The organism is Streptomyces sp. NPDC002076, assembly GCF_053593835.1.
Genome location: NZ_JBSFDI010000011.1, coordinates 260,701 through 284,501, shown reverse-complemented (window position 1 = coordinate 284,501; position 23,801 = coordinate 260,701). Strand labels below are relative to the sequence as shown.

Annotated in this window: 23 protein-coding genes; 11 read left to right on the top strand and 12 right to left on the bottom strand. The window is 72.9% G+C overall.

Annotated features, from left to right (window positions below; all coding sequences use genetic code 11):
* The first annotated feature begins 78 nt into the window (after nt 1-78).
* Complete coding sequence (locus tag ACWCQS_RS24460; protein WP_451006463.1) at nt 79-1,212, top strand: methyltransferase; 1,134 nt, start codon at nt 79-81, stop codon at nt 1,210-1,212.
* On the opposite strand, the gene ACWCQS_RS24455 is transcribed toward ACWCQS_RS24460, so the two are convergent.
* Nucleotides 1,209-2,066 (bottom strand): class II fructose-bisphosphate aldolase, encoded by an 858-nt coding sequence (locus ACWCQS_RS24455; RefSeq protein ID WP_451006413.1) that lies wholly within the window; start codon nt 2,064-2,066, stop codon nt 1,209-1,211. The two genes, ACWCQS_RS24460 and ACWCQS_RS24455, sit on opposite strands and share 4 nt — an antisense overlap.
* A gap of 31 nt (nt 2,067-2,097) precedes the next feature.
* Nucleotides 2,098-2,979, bottom strand: a complete 882-nt coding sequence (locus ACWCQS_RS24450; RefSeq protein ID WP_451006412.1) for an SIS domain-containing protein — start codon at nt 2,977-2,979, stop codon at nt 2,098-2,100.
* Nucleotides 2,980-3,106: 127 nt separating this feature from the next.
* Between ACWCQS_RS24450 and ACWCQS_RS24445 the strand changes: the two genes are divergently transcribed.
* Nucleotides 3,107-3,886: a DeoR/GlpR family DNA-binding transcription regulator gene (locus tag ACWCQS_RS24445; protein WP_451006411.1), complete on the top strand. Its 780-nt coding sequence runs from the start codon at nt 3,107-3,109 to the stop codon at nt 3,884-3,886.
* Nucleotides 3,887-4,598: 712 nt separating this feature from the next.
* Here the strand turns inward: ACWCQS_RS24445 and ACWCQS_RS24440 are convergent.
* The 3 genes from ACWCQS_RS24440 to ACWCQS_RS24430 all read right to left on the bottom strand — a co-directional run bounded on the left by ACWCQS_RS24440 (nt 4,599) and on the right by ACWCQS_RS24430 (nt 5,707).
* Nucleotides 4,599-4,994, bottom strand: coding sequence for a luciferase domain-containing protein (locus ACWCQS_RS24440; protein ID WP_451006410.1), 396 nt, complete (start codon nt 4,992-4,994; stop codon nt 4,599-4,601).
* Nucleotides 4,995-5,201: 207 nt separating this feature from the next.
* A complete protein-coding gene (locus tag ACWCQS_RS24435) occupies nt 5,202-5,495 on the bottom strand; it encodes a hypothetical protein (protein ID WP_451006409.1) in 294 nt (97 codons plus the stop codon).
* Nucleotides 5,447-5,707, bottom strand: coding sequence for a sigma factor-like helix-turn-helix DNA-binding protein (locus tag ACWCQS_RS24430; RefSeq protein ID WP_451006462.1), 261 nt, complete (start codon nt 5,705-5,707; stop codon nt 5,447-5,449). Before ACWCQS_RS24430 ends, ACWCQS_RS24435 begins: the two co-directional genes overlap by 49 nt.
* Before the next feature lie 567 nt (nt 5,708-6,274).
* Between ACWCQS_RS24430 and ACWCQS_RS24425 the strand changes: the two genes are divergently transcribed.
* A complete protein-coding gene (locus tag ACWCQS_RS24425) occupies nt 6,275-7,459 on the top strand; it encodes an MFS transporter (protein WP_451006408.1) in 1,185 nt (394 codons plus the stop codon).
* A gap of 205 nt (nt 7,460-7,664) precedes the next feature.
* Entirely contained in the window at nt 7,665-8,405 is a 741-nt protein-coding gene (locus tag ACWCQS_RS24420; RefSeq protein ID WP_451006407.1) for a maleylpyruvate isomerase family mycothiol-dependent enzyme, read from the top strand.
* 7 nt (nt 8,406-8,412) lie between these two features.
* Here the strand turns inward: ACWCQS_RS24420 and ACWCQS_RS24415 are convergent, their stop codons facing one another.
* A complete protein-coding gene (locus ACWCQS_RS24415; protein ID WP_451006406.1) occupies nt 8,413-8,811 on the bottom strand; it encodes a MarR family winged helix-turn-helix transcriptional regulator in 399 nt (132 codons plus the stop codon).
* Between the two features lie 85 nt (nt 8,812-8,896).
* Between ACWCQS_RS24415 and ACWCQS_RS24410 the strand changes: the two genes are divergently transcribed.
* Nucleotides 8,897-10,387 (top strand): MFS transporter, encoded by a 1,491-nt coding sequence (locus tag ACWCQS_RS24410; RefSeq protein ID WP_451006405.1) that lies wholly within the window; start codon nt 8,897-8,899, stop codon nt 10,385-10,387.
* A 183-nt stretch (nt 10,388-10,570) separates the two neighbouring features.
* On the opposite strand, the gene ACWCQS_RS24405 is transcribed toward ACWCQS_RS24410, so the two are convergent.
* The 3 genes from ACWCQS_RS24405 to ACWCQS_RS24395 all read right to left on the bottom strand — a co-directional run bounded on the left by ACWCQS_RS24405 (nt 10,571) and on the right by ACWCQS_RS24395 (nt 13,249).
* Nucleotides 10,571-11,236 carry a response regulator gene (locus ACWCQS_RS24405; protein WP_451006404.1) on the bottom strand — a complete coding sequence of 222 codons (666 nt, stop codon included), beginning with the start codon at nt 11,234-11,236 and terminating at the stop codon, nt 10,571-10,573.
* Nucleotides 11,233-12,447: a sensor histidine kinase gene (locus tag ACWCQS_RS24400; protein WP_451006403.1), complete on the bottom strand. Its 1,215-nt coding sequence runs from the start codon at nt 12,445-12,447 to the stop codon at nt 11,233-11,235. The genes ACWCQS_RS24405 and ACWCQS_RS24400 overlap by 4 nt, the downstream gene beginning before the upstream one ends.
* 115 nt (nt 12,448-12,562) lie before the next feature.
* Complete coding sequence (locus ACWCQS_RS24395; RefSeq protein WP_451006402.1) at nt 12,563-13,249, bottom strand: TetR/AcrR family transcriptional regulator; 687 nt, start codon at nt 13,247-13,249, stop codon at nt 12,563-12,565.
* A 145-nt stretch (nt 13,250-13,394) separates the two neighbouring features.
* Between ACWCQS_RS24395 and ACWCQS_RS24390 the strand changes: the two genes are divergently transcribed.
* A complete protein-coding gene (locus ACWCQS_RS24390; protein ID WP_450982622.1) occupies nt 13,395-13,844 on the top strand; it encodes a nitroreductase family deazaflavin-dependent oxidoreductase in 450 nt (149 codons plus the stop codon).
* Nucleotides 13,845-14,540: 696 nt separating this feature from the next.
* Here ACWCQS_RS24390 and ACWCQS_RS24385 read toward each other — a convergent pair.
* Nucleotides 14,541-15,782 carry a geranylgeranyl reductase family protein gene (locus ACWCQS_RS24385; protein WP_451006401.1) on the bottom strand — a complete coding sequence of 414 codons (1,242 nt, stop codon included), beginning with the start codon at nt 15,780-15,782 and terminating at the stop codon, nt 14,541-14,543.
* 141 nt (nt 15,783-15,923) lie between these two features.
* On the opposite strand from ACWCQS_RS24385, the gene ACWCQS_RS24380 reads away from it, so the two are divergent.
* Both ACWCQS_RS24380 and ACWCQS_RS24375 read left to right on the top strand, forming a co-directional pair.
* Nucleotides 15,924-17,276, top strand: coding sequence for a M20/M25/M40 family metallo-hydrolase (locus tag ACWCQS_RS24380; RefSeq protein WP_451006400.1), 1,353 nt, complete (start codon nt 15,924-15,926; stop codon nt 17,274-17,276).
* A gap of 61 nt (nt 17,277-17,337) precedes the next feature.
* Entirely contained in the window at nt 17,338-18,042 is a 705-nt protein-coding gene (locus ACWCQS_RS24375) for an MBL fold metallo-hydrolase (RefSeq protein WP_451006399.1), read from the top strand.
* A gap of 80 nt (nt 18,043-18,122) precedes the next feature.
* Here ACWCQS_RS24375 and ACWCQS_RS24370 read toward each other — a convergent pair whose 3' ends face one another.
* Nucleotides 18,123-19,166: an NUDIX hydrolase gene (locus ACWCQS_RS24370; RefSeq protein WP_451006398.1), complete on the bottom strand. Its 1,044-nt coding sequence runs from the start codon at nt 19,164-19,166 to the stop codon at nt 18,123-18,125.
* A gap of 150 nt (nt 19,167-19,316) precedes the next feature.
* On the bottom strand, nt 19,317-19,511 hold the full coding sequence (locus ACWCQS_RS24365; RefSeq protein WP_451006397.1) for a hypothetical protein: 195 nt from the start codon (nt 19,509-19,511) through the stop codon (nt 19,317-19,319).
* Nucleotides 19,512-20,354: 843 nt separating this feature from the next.
* Between ACWCQS_RS24365 and ACWCQS_RS24360 the strand changes: the two genes are divergently transcribed.
* The 3 genes from ACWCQS_RS24360 (at nt 20,355) to ACWCQS_RS24350 (ending at nt 23,730) form a co-directional block, all read left to right on the top strand.
* Entirely contained in the window at nt 20,355-20,708 is a 354-nt protein-coding gene (locus tag ACWCQS_RS24360) for a hypothetical protein (protein ID WP_451006396.1), read from the top strand.
* A complete protein-coding gene (locus ACWCQS_RS24355) occupies nt 20,705-21,475 on the top strand; it encodes a maleylpyruvate isomerase family mycothiol-dependent enzyme (protein ID WP_451006395.1) in 771 nt (256 codons plus the stop codon). Before ACWCQS_RS24360 ends, ACWCQS_RS24355 begins: the two co-directional genes overlap by 4 nt.
* 215 nt (nt 21,476-21,690) lie before the next feature.
* On the top strand, nt 21,691-23,730 hold the full coding sequence (locus ACWCQS_RS24350; RefSeq protein WP_451006394.1) for an NPCBM/NEW2 domain-containing protein: 2,040 nt from the start codon (nt 21,691-21,693) through the stop codon (nt 23,728-23,730).
* The last annotated feature ends 71 nt before the right edge of the window (nt 23,731-23,801 follow it).

Genomic DNA, 23,801 nt, shown 5'->3' with positions numbered 1-23,801 from the left:
GCTCCATCTTGCCGCAGGCCCGTCCCACCAGCTCTGAGCTGCGGCTCGGCTAGCCTGGGAGGCACGATGAGCGACCGAATGACGACACCGTGGGGCGAGGTCGAGCTGTCCCGCTTCCCCGAGGACCCGCGCGACCGGCTGCGCGCCTGGGACGCCGCCGACGCGTACCTGCTGCGCCACCTGGCCGAGGAGGGGGTGCCGCTCACCGGCTCGGTCGTGGTGGTCGGGGACCGCTGGGGCGCGCTGGCCACGGCGCTCGCGCAGCACCGGCCGACGCAGATCACCGACTCCTTCCTGAGCCAGGAGGCGACGCGGGCGAATCTGGCGCGGGCCGGTGTCGAGCCCGGTGCCGTCCGGTTGCTGACCACCCAGGATCCGCCGCCGCAGCGGGTGGACGTGCTGCTGGTGCGGGTGCCGAAGAGCCTGGCGCTGCTGGAGGACCAGCTGCTGCGGCTGGCGCCCGCCGTGCACGCCGGCACGGTGGTCGTGGGCACCGGGATGGTGAAGGAGATCCACACCTCCACGCTGCAGCTGTTCGAGCGGATCCTCGGCCCGACCCGGACCTCGCTGGCACAGCAGAAGGCCCGGCTGATCTTCTGCACCCCGGACCCGGCCCTGGAGCGGCCGGCGAACCCATGGCCGTACGGCTACACCCTCCCCGACGGCGTCGGGGCGGTCTCCGGGCGCCCGGTGGTCAACCACGCCGGCGTCTTCTGCGCCGACCACCTCGACATCGGCACCCGCTTCTTCCTCCAGCACCTGCCCGGTCCGGGCGCGGGCCGCGTGGTGGACCTCGGGTGCGGCAACGGCGTGGTCGGTACGGCGGTGGCGCTCGCCGATCCGTCGGCCGAGGTGCTGTTCGTGGACGAGTCCTTCCAGGCGGTGGCCTCGGCCGAGGCCACCTACAAGGCCAACGGGGTGCCGGGACACGCGGAGTTCCGCGTCGGCGACGGGCTGGCGGGGGTTGCGCCCGGCAGCGTGGACCTGGTCCTGAACAACCCGCCCTTCCACTCCCATCAGGCCACGACCGACGCGACGGCGTGGCGGATGTTCACGGGAGCGCGGCGCGCGCTGCGGCCGGGGGGTGAGCTGTGGGTGATCGGGAACCGGCATCTCGGGTATCACGTGAAGCTGAGGCGGTTGTTCGGGAACAGCGAACTGGTGGCTTCCGACCCGAAGTTCGTGGTGCTGCGGGCCGTCAAGAAGGGCTAGGCCGTCCGGGAGAGGACCGCGATGATCCGGCGCACCTCGTCGGCCATCGCCTCCCGTCCCACGCTGAGGTACTTGCGCGAGTCGACGGCCTCCGGATGCGCCGCGAGAAAGTCCCGGATCGCGCCGGTCATGGCCACATTGAGCGCCGTGCCGACGTTGACCTTGGCGATGCCGCCGGTGACCGCCGCGATCAGGCCGTCGTCCGGGACCCCGGAGGAGCCGTGCAGGACGAGCGGGACGGACAGCGCAGTGGAGAGCCGTTTGAGCAGGCCGTGGTCGAGGGTGGCGGTGCGGGTGGTCATCGCGTGCACGCTGCCGACGGCGACGGCGAGCGCGTCCACCCCGGTGCCCGCCACGAAGTCGCGGGCCTGGTCCGGATCGGTGCGGGCGCCGGGCGCGTGGGCGTCCAGCGGGAGCCTGCCGTCCTTGCCGCCGATCTGGCCCAACTCGGCCTCGATCCACAGCCCTTGCGAATGGGCCCAGTCGGCGGCGGCCCGGGTGGCGGACAGATTGTCGGCGTACGGCAGCCGGGCCGCGTCGTACATCACCGAGCTGAACCCGGCGTCGGGCGCCTGGCGCAGCAGGTGGTCGCTCTGCACATGGTCCAGGTGCAACGCGACGGGAACGGCGGCGCGTTCCGCGGCGGCGACGGCGGCCCTGGCCAGCGGCAGCAGCCGCCCGTAGCGGAACTTGACGGCGTTCTCGCTGACCTGGAGCACGACGGGCGCGCCGGCCGACTCGGCGCCGGCGATGACGGCCTCGACGTGCTCCAGGGTGATGACGTTGAACGCGACGACGGCGGATCTGGATTCGGCGGCTGCGGTGACCAGCTCGCCGGTGGACGCGAGGGGCACGTGAGGTGTCCTTCCGGGCGCGGGTCGGGGCTCAGGGGGCGAGGATCACCGAGCGGGTGAGGTGGCGCGGGCGGTCGGGGTCGAGGCCGCGGGAGGCGGCGACGGCGACCGCGAGCCGCTGGACGCGGACGAGTTCGGCGAGCGGGTCGAGCCCGCCGGCGATCCACCGGCCGCCGGTGGTGCGGACCTGTTCGGCGAGCCCGTCGGGTGCCTCGCCGAGCATCCAGGTGGCCGTGCCCTCGGTGGTGACGCTGATCGGACCGTGCCGGTACTCCATCGCCGGATACGCCTCGGTCCAGGACAGCGAGGCCTCGCGCATCTTCAGCCCGGCCTCGCTGGCGAGTCCGACAGTCCAGCCGCGGCCGAGGAAGGTGAACTGGGTGCAGGCGACCAGGCCTTCGGGCAGAGGGGTGGAGAGGGCCGTGCGCGCGTCGGCGACGACGGAGTCGGTGTGCAGGCCGAGGTGGGCGCGCAGGAGGGTGAGGGCGGTGGTGGCGAACCGGGTCTGGACGACGGAGCGTTCGTCGGCGAAGTCCAGGACGACCAAGTCGTCGGCGGCCGAGGCCACCGGGGTGTCCGGATCGCCGGTGACGGCCGTGGTCCGGGTCCTGCCCCTCAACTCACCCAGCAGTTCCAGCACTTCGGTGGTGGTGCCGGAGCGGGTCAGGGCCACCACCCGGTCGTACGAGCGCCCGTACGGGAACTCGGAGGCCGCGAACGCGTCTGTCTCACCCCGCCCCGCGCCCTCCCGCAGGGCGGCCACCGCCTGCGCCATGAAGTACGAGGTCCCGCACCCCACGATCGCGACCCGCTCCCCCGGCCCCGGCAGTGCGTCCCGGTACCGCCCCGCCTCCTCAGCCGCCCGTATCCAGCACTCCGGCTGGCTGTTCAGCTCGTTCTCGACATGGCTCATGGCCACACCCTCCCCCTTTCTGATTGTTCCTGCAAGATAGAGCGAATTTTCGAGCAAAATCAAGCATCCGAGCGCAGATCGAGGGTGCGCTAGGGTCGCCGGGAACACTTGGGAACGGAGGCTGCGGATGTCCCGGGACGCCCGCTGGAAGGCGCTGCTGGAGCTGCTCGTCGAGCGCGGCCGGCTGGAGGTGGAGGAGGCGGCGGCCGAGCTGGAGGTGTCGGCGGCGACGATCCGCCGGGACTTCGACCAGCTCGCCGAGCAGCAGATGCTGGTGCGCACCCGGGGCGGGGCGGTGGTGCACGGGGTGTCGTACGAACTCCCGTTGCGCTACAAGACAGCCCGCCGGGCCTCGGAGAAGCAGCGCATCGCCAAGGCCGTGGCCGAACTCGTCGCGCCCGGCGAGGCGGTGGGGCTGACCGGCGGCACGACCACCACGGAGGTGGCCCGCGCCCTCGCCGTACGCGGCGATCTGGCCACCGGATCACCCGCGCTGACCGTCGTCACCAACGCGCTCAACATCGCCAACGAGCTCGCCGTACGACCCCAGTTCAAGATCGTGGTGACGGGCGGTGTGGCGCGCCCGCAGTCCTACGAGCTCATCGGACCGCTCGCGGACGGGGTGCTCGGTCAGATCACGCTCGACGTGGCGGTGCTCGGGGTCGTCGCCTTCGACGTCACGCACGGCGCGGCGGCCCATGACGAGGCGGAGGCCGCGATCAACCGGCTGCTGTGCGAGCGCGCCGAGCGGGTGGTGGTCGCGGCGGACTCCAGCAAGCTGGGCCAGCGGGCGTTCGCCCGGATCTGCGGGGCGGAACTGGTGGACACGCTCGTGACGGACACGGCGGTGGGGCCGGAGACGGTACGCCGCTTCGAGGAGGCGGGCGTGCAGGTCGTCGCGGTGTGACGGGGGCACGGAGGAGGGCGTCCGGGGCCTCACGGCGTGACGGGAACGCGGAGGCGGGCGCCTGAGTGTCACGGTGTGACGGGAGCGAAGGCGGGCGTCCGGGGCCTCACGGCGTGACGGGAACGCGGAAGCGGGCGCCTGAGTGTCACGGTGTGACGGGAGCGAAGGCGGGCGTCCGGGGCCTCACGGCGTGACGGGAACGCGGAAGCGGGCACCTGAGTCGTCACGTTGCGACGGGAGCGAAGGAGAGCGCCGGGGCCTCACGGCGGGACGGGAACGCGGAAGCGGGCGCCTGGGTCGTCACGGTGTGGCGGGGCACGGAGGAGAGCGCCGGGGCCTCACGGCGGGACGGGAACGCGGAGGCGGGCGCCTGGGGCGTCGCGGCCTGACGGGAGCGCGAAGGCGGGCACTTGGGTCGTCGCGGCCTGACGGGAACGCGAGACGGGCGCCTGAGTCGGCGCGGCGTGACGGGGGCGCGGAGGCGCGCTTTCGGTGCCTCACAGTGTGACGGCGGGCTCGGCTCGGGCGAGGGATGGTCCGCAGGCACCGGCTGCCGGCTGCCCGCCGCGGTGCGGGTGCAGGGTGGAGGCGCGCAGTCGGCGCGAGTTCAGCGGTGCCGTCGGCCTTCACAGCCACCGCGCGACGCCGCGCGGATCAGATGCCGCGCCGCGACACCGCGCGGATCGGACACCACCACGTCGGGTCGTGCGCCTCAGATGCCGCCGCGGTCGGCCTTCACAAAGCCCGCGCCGCGTTGGTCGTTGCAGCCCGCCGGTGGCCGGTCGAGGGGGTCGGGCCAGGTCTGCTGGGCCTGGAGCGCCACGCTCACCAGGGTCAGCAGCAGGTCGACGTCGCTCGCCGCGTCCAGGCGCAGGGTCACCCACTGCGAACCGGGCACGAGCCTGATCGCGCCCGAGTCCCTGAGGTCCTTGGCGAACCGCCGGATCGCCCGGTCGGTCAGCCGCAGATCGACATCGCGGTCCGAGTGGAAGTGGGCGATCTCGCCCTGGGCCGAACTCACCGCCTGTCCCAGGCCGCAGCTCGGGACCGCCTGACTCAGGTCGGGCCAGGTCGCCAGTTGCGCGAGCGCGCGCGAGGCCAACGTCATGGGCCCATCATGGCCCGCTCACCCCTCGGCAACCAGCTCGTGAGCAAGCATTAACCGACCTGTATCCGACCGCGGAGCGTGCGCGGACGCCCTCGGAGGACACCGAACGAGGCATCGGGCCCGCCGCGTTGACGCCGCCGGCGGCCCGCACGAGCACAAGTCGGTGCAGGTCAAGGGCACATCGGTCGATTCCTGGGCACTCGGGCTCTAGTCAGTCCGAAGCACGGCCGAAGGCCGTTGTCGCCGAAGCGGGTGACGGCCGAGATCCGGTCGTCTCGCAGTGTGAGAACGACAAGCCCGAAGGCGTAGGCGACCGGTCTGCCGGGCTCGCCCAGGTAGCTGGCGGAGCCCCCGGCCGCCCCACCAGGGAAGGGCGCGGTAGAACCGGGCGATCGCCGTGTGTCCCTGGTACTCAAGCGGCTCGGGCGGCATCGTCAGCCACGCGTCCTCGGTCAGCAGCGCGAGGAGCCCGTCGACGTCGGCGTTCTCCAGCGCGTCCACGAACCGCCCGACGAGCGCGCGTTCCCGTGCCGAGCGCGGCAGCGGCGCTCGGTCCCGGTCCTGCGCGGGAAGCCGGCCGTCCAGCGCCGCAGCGCGCGTTGTGGGGCGCTGTTCACCGACGCGCCGCTGTTGTCGAGGAGTTCGGCCATTTCACCGGCGTGGAAGCCGAGGACATCGCACAGCACCAGGACCGCGCGCTGCCGTGGCGGCAGATGCCGGAGCCCGGCAGTGGACGAGAGCGCCGGCGCCTCCCGCGTCTCGTAACGGGCCTCCCGGGCCCGGCGCGGCGTCGGGCAGGTCCGCCGGCAGGGCGTCCGGACAGGGCTCGTACCAGATCACCTCGGAGCGGCGCGTGGGCTCGGGCACGTCCAGCGGCGGGCGGCCAGGCTCGCGCGGCTGCGGCCGGCGGCTCGCGTCGCGCAGCGCGTTCAGGCCGGTCCGCGGGGCGCCGGCCCGGGCAAACAGGCACCGACCGGGGCTCAGGTCCGGGGAGCGAGCGCGGCTCGAGACGCCGGTCCCGATTGCGGGTGTGGACCGTGGCGCCGGTCCGAGGTGCGGGCGCGGCGCGACATCGGCCGAGTCACCTCGGCCGCCTCCGCACCGGCACGATGTCACGCTCGTCGAGCGGCGCATCCCGCCTCATGGAGAGGCATGGGGAGGCTGAGCACGAAGGCGGGCACCCGAACACCCGACCGCCCCGCATATCCCTTGCCCCACCCCGCGCCGCCACCTAGCCTGACTTTGTGCCGCAAATAAACAAACCCCGAACGCACAACGTCGTGCCGGGTGGCAGCCGCGATCTCTCCCGGCTGCGCATCGCGCTGACCGCCTTCTTCGCCCTCGACGGCTTCGTCTTCGCGGGCTGGGTCGTCCGGATCCCCGCCATCAAGCAGCAGACCGACTCCTCCGCCAGCGCCCTGGGCCTGGCCCTGCTCGGCGTCTCGGCAGGTGCCGTCGTCACCATGACCCTGACCGGGCGGCTGTGCCGCCGCTACGGCAGCCATCCGGTCACCGTGGTCTGCGCCGTCCTGCTCTCCCTCAGCGTCAGCCTGCCGCCACTGACCCACTCCGCGCCCGCCCTCGGCGCCGTACTCCTCGTCTTCGGCGCCGCCTACGGCGGCATCAACGTCGCCTTCAACAGTGCCGCCGTCGACCTGGTGGCCGCGTTGCGGCGGCCCATCATGCCGTCGTTCCACGCGGCGTTCAGCCTCGGTGGCATGATCGGCGCCGGACTCGGCGGACTGGTCGCGGGCGCGCTCTCCCCCACTCAGCATCTGTTCGGGCTCACGCTGATCGGGCTGCTCGTCACGGCAATCGCCGGGCGCACCCTGTTGCGGCAGGAACCGCCCGTCCCGGCGGACAGCACCCCCTCCTCGCCCCCGCAGCCGCAGCCGCACCGTACCGCGGCGCGGCGGACCGGCGGCCGCGGGCTGGTCGCCGTCTTCGGGCTGATCGCGCTGTGCACCGCCTACGGCGAAGGCGCCATGGCCGACTGGGGCGCGCTCCACCTCCAGCAGGACCTCGCGGCGTCGTCCGGCGTGGCGGCGGCCGGGTACGCGTGTTTCGCGCTGGCCATGACCGTGGGCCGGGCGACCGGCACGACCCTCCTGGAGCGCTTCGGCCGCGCCCGCACGGTGATCACCGGCGGCACCGTCGCGGCGGTGGGCATGCTGCTCGGCTCGCTCGCGCCGTCCGTGTGGGCCGCGCTGCTCGGCTTCGCCGTCACCGGGCTGGGGCTCGCCAACCTCTTCCCGGTCGCCGTGGAGCGGGCGGGCGCGCTGACCGGCCCGTCCGGTGTGGCCGTCGCCTCGACCTTCGGCTATGGCGGCATGTTGCTCGGGCCGCCCGCCATCGGCTTCATGGCCGACTGGTTCTCCCTGCCGGCCGCGCTCACCAGCATCGCGGCACTGGCCGCCGTCGCCGCGGCCATCGGGGTGTGCACGCGGCGGACGATGGGCGCCTGAGGCCAGGGCGCCGGGATCGGCCGGGACCTTCAATCGCACCGACCGGACCCTCCACCGCACCGACCGGAAGCTTCACCGCCCCGAGAAGACGCCGCCGGCCGGCCCGGGCCGGCGCGCCCGGTCAGCGTCGCGCCGAAAGCCCGGTCGGCCCTCGCGTCGCACATTGTCGCCCGGTGGAGCGCGCCCATCCGGCACACTCACGGCCATGGACATTGCCGACTATCTTCAGACCCTGGACCGGGAGGGCCGGTCGCTCGCGGCGGCCGCCGCCGCGGCGGGGACCGATGCCAAGGTGCCGACCTGCCCGGACTGGCAGGTGCGCGACCTGCTGCGGCACACCGGCACGGTGCACCGGTGGGCCGCGGCCGTCGTCGCCGACGGGCACACGGGACCTCGCCCCATCGGCGACTCGCCGGACCTGGACGGTGACGAACTGGTGGACTGGTACCGGGACAGTCACCGCCTCCTGGTCGACACCCTGGCCGCCGCGCCGGCCGACCTGGAGTGCTGGACCTTCCACCCGGCGCCCACCCCCTCGGCGCTGGCCTTCTGGACCCGCAGGCAGGCGCACGAGACGACCGTCCACCGGTACGACGCGGAGGCCGCGCGCGGCGGGACGGCGTCGCCGATCGAGCCGGACTTCGCGGTGGACGGCATCGACGAGTTGCTGCGCGGCTTCCACGCCCGCCCCAGGAGCCGCGTCCGCACGGACGAGCCGCGTCTGCTGCGGGTGCGGGCGGTGAACGCAGGGCCGGACGCGGTGTGGACCGTACGGCTCACGTCGGAGCCACCGGTGACCGTACGGGACGCGGCGGACGAGGCCCATGCCGAACTGTCGGGCCCCGCCGACCGGTTGTACCTCGCCCTGTGGAACCGGGAGCCCGTGCCGAGCGTGTCCGGTGACCGCTCCCTCGCCGCCTTCTGGCGGGAGAAGAGCGGGATCTGACGCCTGGTCAGTCGCTTTCGGCCAGCATCCGGTTCAGCACCGCGCGCTGCACCGGCCGTACCTCGCGGTGCAGCGCGCGCCCCTTCGCGGTGAGCGCCACGCGCACCCCGCGCCGGTCCTCGGCACACATGGCGCGCTCGACCAGGCCGTCCTTCTCCAGGCGCCCGATCAGCCGGGACAGCGCGCTCTGGCTGAGGTGGACGCGCTCGGAGATCTCCTGCACGCGGTAGGCGCAGCCGCCGTCCGTCGCCGCGCCCTCGGCCAGCAGGTCGAGGACCTCGAAGTCGCTGGCGCACAGGCCGTGTCCGTGCAGGACCCGGTCCAGCTCGCACTGGGTGCGGGCATGCAGCCCCAGGATGCCCCGCCACTGCTCCACGAGCGCCTGCTCGGCCCTGTTCGACGCCATGGGCGCACCGTAGCAGAGAAGCGAGATTATTGCATCGGAATTAAATGCATTTGCATTTCATGCATGCGCATGTAGTCTCTGCCGTATGACCTCTCCGCTCACCCACTCCGCGGCCCCGTCCTCGACGGTCCGTTGGACCCCCCGGCTGTGGGGCACCCTGCTGGTGCTCTGCGCGGCGATGTTCCTGGACGCGCTGGACGTGTCGATGGTCGGCGTCGCACTGCCGTCCATCGGCTCCGACCTGCATCTGTCCACGTCGACGCTGCAATGGATCGTCAGCGGCTACATCCTGGGGTACGGCGGCCTGCTCCTCCTCGGCGGCCGCACCGCCGACCTGCTCGGCCGGCGCCAGGTGTTCCTCGTCGCCCTCGGCGTCTTCGCACTCGCCTCGCTGCTCGGCGGGCTCGTGGACTCGGGTCCGCTGCTGATCGCCAGCCGGTTCATCAAGGGCCTGAGCGCGGCCTTCACGGCTCCGGCCGGCCTGTCGATCATCACCACGACATTCCCGGAGGGCCCGCTGCGCAACCGCGCCCTCTCCATCTACACCACCTGCGCCGCGACCGGCTTCTCCATGGGCCTGGTGCTCTCGGGCCTGCTCACGGAGGCCAGCTGGCGCTTCACCATGCTGCTGCCCGCACCGATCGCCCTCCTCGCGCTGCTCGCCGGCCTGCGGCTGCTGCCGCGCAGCGCCCGCGAGGAGAACCACGACGGCTACGACATCCCCGGCGCCGTCCTCGGCACCGCGGCGATGCTGCTGCTGGTCTTCACCGTCGTCCAGGCACCCGAGGCCGGCTGGGCCTCGGCCCGCACGCTCTTGTCCTTCCTCGCCGTCGCGGTGCTGCTGACCGCCTTCGTCCTGGTCGAACGGCGCTCGCCGAGCCCGCTGATCCGGCTGGGCGTGCTGCGCTCGGGCAGCCAGGTCCGCGCCCAGCTCGGTGCGATCGCCTTCTTCGGCAGTTACGTCGGCTTCCAGTTCCTGACGACGCTGTACATGCAGTCCCTGCTCGGCTGGTCGGCGCTGCACACGGCACTCGCGTTCCTGCCGGCGGGCGCGCTGGTGGCGGTGTCCTCGACGAAGGTCGGCGGGATCGTCGACCGGTTCGGCACCCCGCGCCTGATCGCGACCGGCTTCGCCTTCATGGTCCTCGGCTACGCGCTGTTCCTGCGGGTCGACCTCGACCCGGTGTACGCGGCCGTGATCCTGCCGTCCATGCTGCTGATCGGCGCGGCCTGCGCGCTGGTCTTCCCGTCGCTCAACATCCAGGCCACCAACGGGGTCGAGGACCACGAGCAGGGCATGGTCTCCGGCCTGCTCAACACCTCGGTGCAGGTGGGCGGCGCGATCTTCCTGGCGGTGGTCACCGCCGTGGTGACCGCGAACGCCCCCGCGCACGCCACCCCGCAGGCCGTCCTCGACAGCTACCGGCCGGGCTTCACGGTCGTCACGGGCATCGCGGCGGCGGGCTTGCTGATCACCCTCACCGGTCTGCGCAGCCGTCGTACGCAGCCGTCCCTCGTGGTCGCCAGGTCCACCGTGGAGGAGGCGGAAGCGGAGCGCGTGCCGGTCCGCGACTGAGCGCTCCGCGGGAAAGGCCGTGATGGGCCGTCGATCGTCTGCGGGTCCGTCGTGGCCGATCGCGCAGTTCCCCGCGCCCCTGCGGGGCGCTGCCATGCCCGGCGGGGCTCTTGCCCCGCCGGGCGCGCGTGTCCGGCAAGCGGGTGCGCTCCTCGGCGTGCTGATGCGCTTCCGGCGGGCGATTCAGCCCAGCCAGCCGGGTCGTACCAACCCCGACTCGTAGGCCAGCACCACCAGTTGCGCTCGGTCCCGTGCGCCCAGTTTCACCATCGTGCGGCTCACATGGGTCTTGGCGGTGAGCGGGCTGACCACCAGCCGGCGGGCGATCTCCTCGTTGGACAGGCCGATGCCGACCAGCGCCATCACCTCCCTTTCCCGCTCGGTGAGCCGGCCGAGCGCATCCGCCGCCGCGGGCTCCTTGGAGCGGGCCGCGAACTCCGCGATCAGCCGGCGCGTGACACCCGGCGACAGCAGTGCGTCGCCCTGGACCACCGCCCGTACCGCGCGCAGCAGTTCGTCCGGTTCGGTGTCCTTCACCAGAAAGCCCGAGGCGCCGGAGCGGATCGCCTCGAAGACGTACTCGTCCAGCTCGAAGGTGGTGAGCATGACCACCTTCACGTCCCTCAGCTCCGCGTCTCCCGTGATGCGCCGGGTCGCGGCGAGACCGTCGAGCAGGGGCATCCGGATGTCCATCAGGACGACGTCCGGGCGCAGTTCGCGCACCAGACGCAGCGCCTCCTCGCCGTCGGCCGCCTCGCCGGCCACCCCGATGTCCGGCTGAGCGTCGAGCAATGCCCTGAAACCGGCCCGCACCAGCGACTGGTCGTCGGCGAGCAGTACCCGGATCACTGGTCCTCCCTGGGGTGCGACGGCAGTACGGCGAGCACCCGGAAGCCGCCGTCGGCGCGCGGGCCCGCCTCGATCGTGCCACCCAGCGCGGCGGCCCGCTCCCGCATGCCGGCCAGTCCGTTGCCGCTGCCCCCGGCGTCGGCGCCGGTGGCCGGCCCGTCGTCGTCGATGCGCAGCCGCAGCGCCTCCCCGTCATGGGCGAACCGCACGCGCGCGTGCCGCGATCCGGAGTGCCGTACGACGTTGGTCAGGGCCTCCTGCACGATACGGAAGGCGGCGAGGTCGGCACCGGGCGGCAACTGCGGTGGCTCGCCCTCGATCTCCACGGTGAGTCCGGCCGCGGCCGCCTGCTCCACCAGTTCCGGCAGCCGGCTCAGGCCGGGGGCGGGGGCGCGCGGCGCGGCGCCGGGGGCGCGCAGGGTGTCGAGCACCTGGCGCACCTCGCCGAGCGCCTCCTTGCTGGCGGCCTTGATGGTGGTGAGCGCGGCGCGCGCCTGCTCGGGGTCGCTGTCGAGCAGGGCGAGCCCCATGCCGGCCTGGACGTTGATGACCGAGATGCTGTGCGCGAGGACGTCGTGCAACTCGCGGGCGATCCGCAGCCGTTCCTCGTCCGCGCGGCGCCGCGCCGCCTCCGCCCGGTCGGCGCGCTCCCGTGCCCACTGCTCGCGCCGCACCCGGACCAGTTCGGCCAGGGCTACGACGGCCAGCACCCAGGCGCCGATGCCGATCTCCTGGTAGACGCTGCCGCCCTTGTCGCCCGAGGGCGGGAGCCAGCGATAGAACCACAGGGCGACCAGGGCGTGCCCGGCCCACAGCAGCCCCACGGCCCCCCAGGCCGCCCGCCGGTGCCCGGCGACGACCGCGCTGAAACAGCCGACGGCGACGGTCAGGAAGACCGGTCCGTAGGGGTAACCCGCGGCCAGGTAGACGAGGGTCGCCACCGCGGTGCCGTAGGCCACGGCCACCGGGTGCCGGTGCCGCCACAGCAGCAGGACCGAGCCGACGAGCAGCAGCATGCGCGCGTAGCCGTCCAGAGGCACACGGTGAGGCTGGCTGTGGGCCGCGAAGTGGGTGCCGATGAGGACGAACGCGGTGAGCAGCACGGTGGTGCGCCAGGGCCAGTGCGCCCGGTCCGGCTCCGTCTCGTCGGGGGCGCTCCGCCACGGCGGCCCGTGCCGCCACCGGTGACCTGCGGCGCGCTGCTCTTCCATGCAGGCCACGGTAGACGCCGCCGGGTGGCAGGGACGTCAGCCGGACGAGGTGATCACGGGTACTCCCGGGGAAGTACGACGCCGACCGCGGGCTCGGCATCGGACCGCCCTGCGCCTACCGCAGCCCGACTCCGTGGGCCAGCCCCGTGACCGCGTGCCGGAAGAAGGCCTCCCTGTCCTCGACCACCTTGTTGAACTGGCCGAACAGCTCGAAGCTGACCAGCCCGAACAGCTGGGCCCAGGCCGCCACCAGTGCCGCGATCGCCTCGGGCGGCAGATCGGGAGCGAGGTCGGCGGCCATGCGCTCGGCCTCGGGGCGCAGCCCGGCAGGCAGGGGCAGGTCGGCGAGGCCGGAGTCCTCGTGGCTGTCGCGGACGATGCCGATGAAGACCAGGCCGACCCGGGCGGCGGCCGGGACGGTTGTCTGAGGGGCGGCATAACCCGGCACAGGCGAGCCGTAGATCAGCGCGTACTCGTGCGGGTGGGCGAGCGCCCAGGCGCGCACCGCCTCGCACACCGCTGTCCAGCGGGGCACCGGAGCGGCGCCGGCCGCGGCGTCCCTCGCCTGCTCGGCCGCCTCGCCGAGGGAGTCGTAGGCATCGATGATCAGGGCGGTGAGCAGCTCGTCACGGCTGGGGAAGTAGCGGTAGAGCGCCGAGGAGACCATGCCCAGTTCGCGGGCGATGGCCCGCAGCGAGAGCTTGGCCGCGCCTTCTTCCGCCAGCTGTCTGCGGGCCGCTTCCTTGATGGCGGCGGTGACTTCGATCCTGGCCCGTGCCCGGGCGCCCTGTGTGGTGCTCATACTTGCAGTGTGCCACGCAGGAGAGCAGTGCACACAAAGGAGAGCGCTGAACAAAAAAGAGAGCGCCGCTCTTGCTTCGGAGCATCTGTCTGCGCCACAATCGAGACAAGCGAGAGCACCGCTCTCCTCAACCGTGGGGGTCACCATGTCGACACACGTCAAGAAGCCGGGCTGGTTCACCGTCAACGTCTTCAACCGGGCGGTCGCCTGGCTCACCCGGCGCGGCCTCAGTGTCTGGGGCTCCAGGGTCCTGGCGGTGCGCGGGCGCAAGAGCGGAGAGTGGCGCACCACTCCGGTGAACCTGCTGACGGTGGACGGACAGCAGTACCTGCTCGCCCCGCGCGGTCATGTCCAGTGGACCCACAACATGCGGGCGGCCGGCGGCGGCGAGCTGCGGCTCGGCAAGAACGTGGACGTCTTCACCGCCACCGAGGTCGCCGACGACGACAAGGTCCCGCTGCTGCGCGCCTACCTCAAGCGCTGGAAGGCGGAGGTCGGGGTCTTCTTCAACGGCGTCGGCCCCGACTCCCCGGACGAGGACCTGCGGCGCATCGCCCCCGACCACCCGGTCTTCCACATCACGGTCACGAACTGACCGGAACCCGCTCCCGGCGCAACACGGACCGGCGCCGCCCCCACCGGCCCGGTTCTCGCGCGTCTCACGCACGGGACCGGTTCTCGCGCGCCCACCGGCCCGGCCCCATACGGGCCCCGTCCAGCCCGGTTCCCGCGCCTCTCCCGCACCCGACCCGTTCTCGCACCGGACCGGACCGGCTCTCGCGCGCCCACCGGCCCGGCCCCATACGGGCCCCGCCCAGCCCGGTTCTCGTACCTCTCCCGCACCCGACCCGTTCTCGCACCCCCACACCGGACCAGCTCTCGCACCCCCGCCGGACCGGTCCCATACGGGCCCCGCCCAGCCGGTCCCCGTGCCTCTCCCGCACCCGACCCGCTTCTCGCACCCCCACACCGGACCAGCTCTCGCACCCCCGCCGGACCGGTCCCATACGGGCCCCGCCCAGCCGGTCCCCGTGCCTCTCCAGCACCGGACCGGTTCTCGCGCGCCCACCGGCCCGGTCCCATACGGGCCCCGTCCAGCCCGGTTCCCGCGCCTCTCCCGCGCCGGACCGGCTCTCACACGCCACACCCGGCCCAGCTCAGGCGCCCCCATCGACCCGGTTCTCATACCGGCTCTCGCGCCCCACTGGGCCGGTCCGCGCGGGCTCCCATAGGCGCGGTCCGCACAGGCCCTCCGGCCCGCGAGACCCGTCGTCGGCCTTGTCCGGTGCGGTCAGGAACCGGCTGGGTCCTCGACCGGAACCGCCGCCCCCCGGTCCAGCGCGGTCAGGGCGCGCTGGGCGATGGGGTGGGTGCGGACGAGGTCGCCCAGGGAGGTCGAGCCCTGGGTGATGTCCCGGAAGGCCTTCCACGCGGGACGGAAGCCGGTGAGGGCCGCGTGGAAGAGGCCGGGGCGCTTCTCGAACACGGCCAGCATGCGCTTGCCGACGCTCATCTCGACGCCGAGCCCGGCCTTGATCGCGAACGCATAGTTCAGGGCCTGGCGGCGGGTGTCCACCGCGTCGTGCGCCTCGGCGATGCGCACTGCCCACTCCCCCGCCAGCCGGCCCGAGCGCAGCGCGAAGGAGATGCCCTCGCGGGTCCACGGCTCCAGCAGTCCGGCCGCGTCACCGCAGACCAGCACCCGGCCCCGGGACAGCGGCGAGTCATCGGCGCGGCAGCGGGTCAGATGTCCGGAGGAGACGGCCGGCTCGAAGCCGGACAGGCCGAGGCGGGCGATGAAGTCCTCCAAGTACCGCTTGGTGGCGGCGCCTTCACCGCGCGCGGAGATCACGCCGACCGTCAGGGTGTCGCCCTTGGGGAACACCCAACCGTAACTGCCCGGCATCGGGCCCCAGTCGATGAGCACCCGTCCCTTCCAGTCCTCGGCGACCGGCTCCGGGACCGGGATCTCCGCCTCCAGGCCGAGGTCCACCTGGTCCAGCTTCACCCCGACGTGCGCCCCTATGCGGCTGGCGCTGCCGTCGGCGCCGACGACCGCGCGGGCCAGCACCGTCTCGCCGCCCTGCAGGACCACGGCGACCGTACGCCGGTCGGGCACCGCCGAGCCGTGCTGCTCGACCCGCTGCACCGTGACGCCCGTACGCAGCTCGGCGCCCGCCTTCCGGGCGTGCTCGACCAGTTGCTGGTCGAACTCGGGCCGGTTGATCAGACCGAACAGCATCTGCTTGGAGCGGCGGGTGCGGGTGAAGCGGCCGTTGTTCGAGAAGGTGACCGCGTGCACCCGGTCGCGGAGGGGCAGCTCGAAGCCGGGCGGCAGCGCGTCGCGCGAGGGGCCGATGATTCCGCCGCCGCAGGTCTTGTAGCGCGGCAACTCGGCCTTCTCCAGCAACAGCACGCGCCGGCCCGCGACCGCCGCCGCGTAGGCCGCCGAGGCCCCTGCGGGCCCCGCGCCCACCACGACGACGTCCCACACCCGCTCCACGTCGTCCGCCGAAGAGTTCTCGCCGCTCACGATGGTCTACCGCTCCGATCAAGCCGCTGCCGTAGTGTCCCCCGCATCCTACGGCGGCCATCGCCGCAGGCCACTGTGGGAGTATCGGAGGCACATACCCTGTTCAAGCTGTTCAACGTCGCACCCACGAGGAGCGTGCCCATGTCGTCGAATCCGGTCGCCGAGACCGTCGCCTCGCTGCTGCCCAGAGCGAAGGCGGAGCTGACCGAACTGGTCGCCTTCAAGTCGGTGGCGGACTTCACGCAGTTCCCGAAGAGCGAGAGCGAGGGCGCCGCGAACTGGATCGCCGACGCGCTGCGCGCCGAGGGATTCGTCGACGTGGCCCTGCTCGACACCCCGGACGGCACACAGTCCGTCTACGGCTACCTGCCGGGCCCGGAGGGCGCGAAAACGGTTCTCCTCTACGCGCACTACGACGTGCAGCCGCCGCTGGACGAGGCCGGCTGGACCACCCCGCCGTTCGAGCTGACCGAGCGCGACGGCCGCTGGTACGGCCGCGGGGCCGCCGACTGCAAGGGCGGCGTGATCATGCACCTGCTCGCGCTGCGCGCCCTGAAGGCGGACGGCGGCGTCCCGGTGAACGTCAAGGTGATCGTCGAGGGCTCCGAGGAGCAGGGCACCGGCGGCCTGGAGCGGTACGCCGAGGAGCACCCGGAGCTGCTGGCGGCCGACACCATAGTGATCGGCGACGCGGGCAACTTCCGCGTCGGCCTGCCGACGGTGACCACCACGCTGCGCGGCATGACCCTGGTCCGGGTGCGGATCGACACCCTCGCCGGCAATCTGCACTCCGGCTCCTTCGGCGGCGCCGCCCCGGACGCACTCGCCGCACTGATCCGCGTGCTGGACTCGCTGCGGGCCGAGGACGGCACGACGACGGTCGAGGGGCTGGACTCCACGGGGACGTGGGACGGCCTGGAGTACCCCGAGGAGCAGTTCCGCGCGGACGCCAAGGTGCTCGACGGCGTCGGGCTGATCGGCAACGGCACGGTCGCCGACCGCGTCTGGGCCCGCCCGGCCGTCACCGTCCTCGGCATCGACTGCCCGCCGGTCGTCGGCGCCACCCCGTCCGTGCACTCCAGCGCCCGCGCGCTGGTCAGCCTGCGGGTGCCGCCGGGCGTGGACGCGGGACAGGCGAGCAAGCTGCTGGAGGCCCACCTCACGGCGCACACCCCGTGGGGCGCCCGGGTCACCACCGAGCAGATCGGCCAGGGCCAGGCCTTCCGCGCCGACGCCTCCAGCCCGGCCTACCAGGCGATGGCCGACGCGATGGCGGTCGCCTACCCGGGCGAGACCATGCAGTACGCCGGTGAGGGCGGCTCCATCCCGCTGTGCAACACCCTCGCCGGCCTGTACCCGCAGGCGGAGATCCTGCTCATCGGCCTGAGCGAGCCGGAGGCGCGGATCCACGCGGTCAATGAGAGCGTGTCTCCCAGGGAGCTGGAGCAGTTGTCGGTCGCCGAGGCCCTCTTCCTGCGCAACTACGCGGGCTGATCGCTTCTGCCCGTGGCAGAGCGCCCTCACCTCGGGCGGGGGCGCCGCCTACGGTCGGCCCATGGACGTCATCGAACTGCTCCCTCGGCTCCACCTCCTGCGCTTCCCCGTCGGCCAGGCCTATCTCTGGCGCGACGACGACGCGTTGACGCTGATCGACGCGGGCACGATCGGTGCCGGCCGCGCCATCGCCGAGGCGGTCGGGGCGCTGGGGCACGCGCCCGGGGACGTACGGCGGATCGTGCTGACCCACTTCCACGAGGACCACGTGGGCGGGGCGGGCGAGTTCGCAGCACTGAGCGGCGCGGAGGTACTGGCCCACGATCTCGACGCGCCGTTCGTCCGAGGTGAACTCCAGGGCCCGCCACCGCGTTTCGAGGAGTGGGAGCTGCCGATCCACGCGGAGGTCGCCCGGCATCTGCCCAAGGGCACACCGGTGCCCCCGGCCGCGGTCACCGGTGTGGCCGACGGCGATGTGCTGGGCTTCGGCGGCGGCGCCCGGGTGATCCACGTACCGGGGCACACGGACGGCAGCATCGCCCTGTTCCTGCCGGACGAGCGGGTGCTGTTCACCGGGGACACGGTGGCGGCCTCACCGGTCGACGGCACGGTGATCCCGGGCGTCTTCAACCTCGACCGGCCCCAACTCCTCGCCGCGCTCGTCCGGTTGGCCGAGCTGGACGCGGAGGTGGCGTGCTTCGGACACGGGGACGCCGTGGTGGGAGGCGCCGCCGCAGCGCTGCGCAAGGTCGCGAACACCCACTGACCAGTGGGGCGCGGCCGTAACGCCGGCACACCGCACCACCTCCCAGGTCGGCCGGACGACCACCGGACCGCAGGCGCGGGTCAGCCGACGGGTACGCCCGCCTCCAGATACAGCGCGGTCCCCCGCTCTCGGGCCCGCAGTGCCCAGCGCAGCCGCTCGTAGCGGACCGGCGGCAGCAGTTCGGCGGCCTCCTGCTCGCTGGCGAAACGCCAGCCGCGCAGCTCGGGGCCCGGCAGCAGCACCCGGGACGCCTCGCCGGTCTCCAGGCGGCCGCCGTCGAACAGCAGCCGCAGCCCGCCGAAGCCGGGCGGCACCGGCCGTTCCCAGTCCACGACGAGCAGCCGGGGCACCTCCCGCAGCCGTATCCCCGTCTCCTCGGCGACCTCGCGCATTCCGGCGCGGGCCGGTGCCTCGCCGCGCTCGACGACGCCGCCGGGGAACTCCCAGCCGGGCTTGTAGGTGGGGTCCACGAGGAGCACCCGGTCGCGCTCGTCGAAGAGCAGCACCCCGGCGGCCAGGGTCTCGGCGGTCGGTTCGGGGGTCTGCACGATGTCGCAGGGCGGTACGGCACCGCTGCCGACGGCGTCGGCGATGCGGACGGCGGTGGCGTACGGGGTGAGGGCGCTGGTGTCCACGAGGTGGGCGTCGGCGGTCAGCCAGGAGGCGAGGGCGGCGCGGTAGGGCTCGATGTGGTCGTAGGCCCACTGCCGCACCCGTATCTCGCCGTCAGGCAGGTCCGGCGGGATCTCCCGCCCGGCTATCCGCTCGCGCAGGATCGTTTCAGCCGGGGCGAGCAGCAGATGGTGCACGGGGATCCTGCGGGCGGCGAGGCCGCCGAAGATCTCGTCGCGGTACTCCTGGCGGAGCAGGGTCATCGGCACCACGAGCGTCCCGCCCAGCTCGGCGAGCATCGCGGCCACCGTGTCGATCACGAGCCGGCGCCAGATCGGCAGGTCCTGGAAGTCACCTACCTCGGCGAGGCGCTTGGCCGGCAGAAGGTGCCTCAGCCCCGCGCCGATGACCTCGGGGTCGAAGAGCGTGCTGTTCGGGATCAGCTCGATCAGTTCCCGTGCGGTGGTGGTCTTCCCCGCACCGAACGCGCCGTTGATCCAGACGACGGTCACGGACTCCCCCTCTTGTGTAGGCCCCCTGAGGCTTGCCCGCTCCACCCTGCCACGGAAACCCCGCCCCGGTGAGGGCGCGGGAACGGCAGTGCCGGCGCCCCCCTGAGGTGGGGACACCGGCACGCGTGCCATGGGCCATGGGGCGTGGGCCTACTCCTGGCCGCCGAGCGCGTTGTCATCGACGGCGAAGCTGTCCTGGCTGGCCAGGTGACCGGCCGAGTCGAGGGTGTCCGAGACCTTGAGGTCCTTGAGGGGCCCCTGGTCCGCCGCGTGGGAGGGGGTGATGGCAGCCACGACGAATCCGGTGGCCAGGGTGGCGATGGCGAGCATGCTGCGCTTCTTCATGCACTGACCAACTGCGGATCCGGGCCAGGGGTCACGCGGATACCCGCGAGTGGACGCCGGGGGTTCCGCCCGGGTGGGAAGGCCGGGGATACGTCCGGGGAGAACCGGGGGACGCACGGCGGAAGGCAGGGGGACGCCCTGCGCGATAGCCGGGGAACGCCCAACGGAACACCGGAGCAACGCCCAACGCGAAAGCCGAGGGAACACCCAGCGAAAGACCGGAGCAACGCCCAACGCGAAAGCCGAGGGAACACCCAGCGAAAGACCGGAGCAACGCCCAACGCGAAAGCCGAGGGACGCCGGCGGAAGCCCGAGGAAGGCCCGCCGGAAGCACGAGGAACGCCCGCCGAAAGCCCGAGGAAGGCCCGGCAGGGCCAGGTGACGCCCAGAAGGAGGGTGCATCGAGAAGCCCGGCGCTCACGTCCACCTCTAGGCGCAGGGCGACGCGGCGGCGGTGCGCAACGTCATCGCCGCCCCGTCGGTCTGGTCGGCACGCTGTCCGTCGAGGCCGGCACGGGGTGCGGGCTGCGGGTGCCCCCGCGCTCTCGTCTCAGGGCACCCCGAGCGTGTCACGTGCCCGCCGTGCCGCGAGCATGCCCTGGACTGGCTCCCGCGGCTCGCCGGCCGGCTGGAGCGGGCGGCCGGGCAGCCGGGACCGATCGCCGACCGGGCCCGGGTGCAGCGAGCAGCCGCCCAACACCGCGATTCGGCACGGCGGTTCACGGCAGCCAGAGGATGCGGTCCCCGTCGAAACCCGCTGGTCCGCTCCCGCATGGGGCCGGTATCGTCCGAGGTCCCGGCCCTCCCGCTCCTGTGGCAGGCCCCGACCAGAATTGCGACATCATGACCAGCCGGCCCCCGACGACGACCCTCTGGCGACCGACAGGCCCCAAGGAGCTGGAGCTGGTCCGCGCGCTCGACTGGCGGGCCTGGCCGCCCCGGCTTCCGGAGCAGCCGATCTTCTACCCGGTCCTCAACGAGGACTACGCGATCCGCATCGCCCGGGACTGGAACGTCAAGCACGACGGCGCCGGCTTCGTGACCCGCTTCGAGGTCGACACGGAGTTCCTCGGCCGCTATCCGGTCCGCCAGGCCGGCGGCGAGACGATCCTCGAACTGTGGGTCCCGGCGGAGGAGCTGGACGAGTTCAACGCCCATATCGTCGGCCGTATCGAAGTCGTGCGGGAGTTCCGGTGAGCGAGCCCGCCGCCTGCCACGCCGGAGGCGACCGCATCGAGGACGTCCGGCGCTCCGGCGACCGGCTCCTGCGGACCGCGGCCGGCCTGTCCGACGCGGGACTCCGCGCACCGTCCGAGCTGCCCGGCTGGACTCGCGCCCATGTGCTCGCCCATGTCGCCCACAGCGTCGACGCCTATGTGTGGCTCGTGCGGCTCGCGCACACCGGCCGCGAACCGGGTCCGCGCGCGAACGCGGCGACGCTGTCCGCGGCAGTCGAGCGGGACGCGGCCCTGTCCGCCGTCCGGCTCCTGGCCCGGCTGCGGGAGAGCCTGGACCGGTTCACGGCACAGGCGCGCGACATGCCGGCCCCCGCCTGGGACCGTCCGGTCACGGCACTGGCCGGCTGGCGGCACCCTTCCTGGTACCTCCTGCTGCGCTGCCTGCGGGAGTTGGAGACTCACCACCTCGACCTGGGCCTCGGCCATGGCACCGAGCAGTGGCCCGACAGCTACGTCTCCTGGGCGCTGGACGACACCCTCACCACGCTGCGCACCCAGGGCTTTCCGCTCGCCTCGGTGGCGGCCGTGGATCTCGGTCGGCGCTGGTCCATGGCGGCGGAGGGGCCCTCGGTCGCCGGGGCCGGGCACCAGGTACTCGGCTGGCTCAGCGGACGGACTCCGGCCGGCGTGCTGACGACGGACAGCCCGGCCCCTCTCCTCCCCGCCCCGCCCGCCTGGCCCCAGCCTCCTCTGCCCGGCTGGGGCCGCGTCGACGACGAGGCGTGAGCCCCGGAAGCGCACACATCCGAACGCCCGACAGGGGCGACTGAACCAAACGGCCCTGCCGACCACACTTCTGACGGCATATCGAACAGTCGGGACGCACCTCTTCCAACACAGTCCGACACGTCCTACCGTAATCGCGCACAGCTGACACATACATGACGCCCAGGCGCCGCCCTGTCGTCAGCCACCATTCGCGAGTCGGAGGAACGTCAACGATGCGTCACCCTCACACCCGCACGACCCGCACAACCCGCACAACCCGCCGAAGAGTCGCGGGAGCACTCACCGCAGGCCTGCTGTGCGCGGCGGGCCTCGCCGGCCCCGCGCTGGCGGCCCCCGCCCAAAGCCCGGCCGCTCCCGCCTTGGCCGATGGTCTCGCCCTCACTCCGCCCATGGGCTTCAACAACTGGAACTCCACGCACTGCCGCGCGGACTTCAACGAGAGCATGGTCAAGGGCATCGCCGACCTCTTCGTGGCGAAGGGCCTGAAGGACGCCGGCTACCAGTACGTCAACCTGGACGACTGCTGGGCCCTGCCGCAGCGCGACGCCGACGGCAAGCTGGTGCCCGATCCGGCCCGCTTCCCGAACGGCATCAAGGCCGTCGCCGACTACGTCCACTCCAAGGGGCTCAAACTCGGCATCTACACCAGCGCCGGCACCAAGACCTGCAACAGCGCGGGCTTCCCCGGCGCGCTCGGCCACGAGTACAGCGACGCCCAGCAATTCGCCGACTGGGGCGTGGACTACCTGAAGTACGACAACTGCAACAACCAGGGCGTGGACGCCAAGCAGCGGTACACCACCATGCGGGACGCGCTCAAGGCGACCGGTCGGCCCATCGTCTACAGCATCTGCGAATGGGGCCAGAACAGGCCCTGGGAGTGGGCGTCTGACGTAGGTCACCTGTGGCGGACCACCGGTGACATCAGCGACAGCTGGTCCTCGATGCTGTCGATCCTGAAGCAGAACCTGCCGCTCGCGCCGTACGCCGGACCCGGCCACTGGAACGACCCCGACATGCTGGAGGTCGGCAACGGCGGCATGACGGACACCGAGTACCGCTCGCACTTCTCCCTCTGGTCGGTCATGGCCGCGCCACTGCTGATCGGCACGGATCTGCGCAAGGCCTCCCAGGCGACCCTCGACATCCTGGACAACAAGGAGGTCATCGCCGTCGACCAGGACCCACTGGGCAAGCAGGGCACGGTCGTCTCCTCGGCGGGCGGACGCTGGGTCATCGCCAAGGAGATGAAGGACGGCAGCCGCGCAGTCGCCCTGTTCAACGAGTCCGGCAGCGCGCAGCGGATCGCCACCACCGCGTCCGCCGTCGGCCTGCCCGACGCCACCGCGTACACCCTGCGGGACCTGTGGCAGCACAAGAGCTACAACACCGCCGGCACCATCGCGGCCACCGTCCCCGCCCACGGCACGGTCCTGCTGCGCGTCTCGGCCGACCCGCGCTGGGCCGCGCACCCGCCCGCCGCCGAACTCGGCCTGGACGGCAGCCCGTTGCTGGAGGCGGGTACGCCGGCCACGCTGACCAGCACCGTCACCGACCTCGGCCGCACTCCGGCGCGCCAGATGTCCGTGTCCCTGACCGGCCCCGACGGGTGGACCGTACGGCCCTCGTCGCCGGCCACGGCCGCCGCCCTAGCCACTGGCAGCACCCTGCGCACCGGCTGGACCGTCACCGCGCCGGCCGGGACACCGACCGGCTCCTACGGCCTCACCCTCCAAGCGCGTTACCTCTCACCGGCCGGACAACGCGTCACCAGCACCCTTCCACTGACCGCGTCCGTCGTCGTGCGGCCGCCCGCCGGGACGTCGTACCTCAGCGATCTGCCCTGGCTGTCGGCGACCAGCGGGTGGGGGCCGGTGGAGCGCGACACCAGCAACGGGGAGAGCGCCGCGGGCGACGGCCACCCGATCACCATCGGCGGCACCGTGTACGCCAAGGGCCTCGGCGTCCACGCCCTGAGCGACGTCTCCTTCTACACCGGCAAGGCCTGCGGCAAGGTCACCGCGGACGTCGGCGTCGACGACGAGAAGGGCACGCAGGGCACCGTCACCTTCGAGATCTGGGCCGACGGCACGAAGGTCGCCTCGACCGGCGTCCTGACCAACGCGATGCCCGCCCAGCCCCTCACCGCCGACGTCACCGGCGCCCAGGTGGTCCGCCTGGTCGTCACCGACGCGGGCGACGGCATCGACTCGGACCATGCGGACTGGGCAGACGCACGCGTGAGTTGCTGACCGTGCGGCTGCGGGCCGTCATGCCCGGCAAGGGCGCGGATCCAGGTGCGGCGGCTGCGACTCCCCAGGGG

Excerpts from the sequence above, each read along its gene's own strand:
- ACWCQS_RS24450 (WP_451006412.1), bottom strand. The coding sequence starts at position 2,979 with ATGAGCCATGTCGAGAACGAGCTGAACAGCCAGCCGGAGTGCTGGATA.
- ACWCQS_RS24410 (WP_451006405.1), top strand. The coding sequence starts at position 8,897 with ATGACCTCTCCGCTCACCCACTCCGCGGCCCCGTCCTCGACGGTCCGT.
- ACWCQS_RS24400 (WP_451006403.1), bottom strand. The coding sequence starts at position 12,447 with ATGGAAGAGCAGCGCGCCGCAGGTCACCGGTGGCGGCACGGGCCGCCG.
- ACWCQS_RS24375 (WP_451006399.1), top strand. The coding sequence starts at position 17,338 with ATGGACGTCATCGAACTGCTCCCTCGGCTCCACCTCCTGCGCTTCCCC.
- ACWCQS_RS24395 (WP_451006402.1), bottom strand. The coding sequence starts at position 13,249 with ATGAGCACCACACAGGGCGCCCGGGCACGGGCCAGGATCGAAGTCACC.
- ACWCQS_RS24350 (WP_451006394.1), top strand. The coding sequence starts at position 21,691 with ATGCGTCACCCTCACACCCGCACGACCCGCACAACCCGCACAACCCGC.
- ACWCQS_RS24420 (WP_451006407.1), top strand. The coding sequence starts at position 7,665 with ATGGACATTGCCGACTATCTTCAGACCCTGGACCGGGAGGGCCGGTCG.
- ACWCQS_RS24460 (WP_451006463.1), top strand. The coding sequence starts at position 79 with ATGACGACACCGTGGGGCGAGGTCGAGCTGTCCCGCTTCCCCGAGGAC.
- ACWCQS_RS24445 (WP_451006411.1), top strand. The coding sequence starts at position 3,107 with ATGTCCCGGGACGCCCGCTGGAAGGCGCTGCTGGAGCTGCTCGTCGAG.
- ACWCQS_RS24360 (WP_451006396.1), top strand. The coding sequence starts at position 20,355 with ATGACCAGCCGGCCCCCGACGACGACCCTCTGGCGACCGACAGGCCCC.
- ACWCQS_RS24380 (WP_451006400.1), top strand. The coding sequence starts at position 15,924 with ATGTCGTCGAATCCGGTCGCCGAGACCGTCGCCTCGCTGCTGCCCAGA.
- ACWCQS_RS24415 (WP_451006406.1), bottom strand. The coding sequence starts at position 8,811 with ATGGCGTCGAACAGGGCCGAGCAGGCGCTCGTGGAGCAGTGGCGGGGC.
- ACWCQS_RS24365 (WP_451006397.1), bottom strand. The coding sequence starts at position 19,511 with ATGAAGAAGCGCAGCATGCTCGCCATCGCCACCCTGGCCACCGGATTC.
- ACWCQS_RS24440 (WP_451006410.1), bottom strand. The coding sequence starts at position 4,994 with ATGACGTTGGCCTCGCGCGCGCTCGCGCAACTGGCGACCTGGCCCGAC.
- ACWCQS_RS24390 (WP_450982622.1), top strand. The coding sequence starts at position 13,395 with ATGTCGACACACGTCAAGAAGCCGGGCTGGTTCACCGTCAACGTCTTC.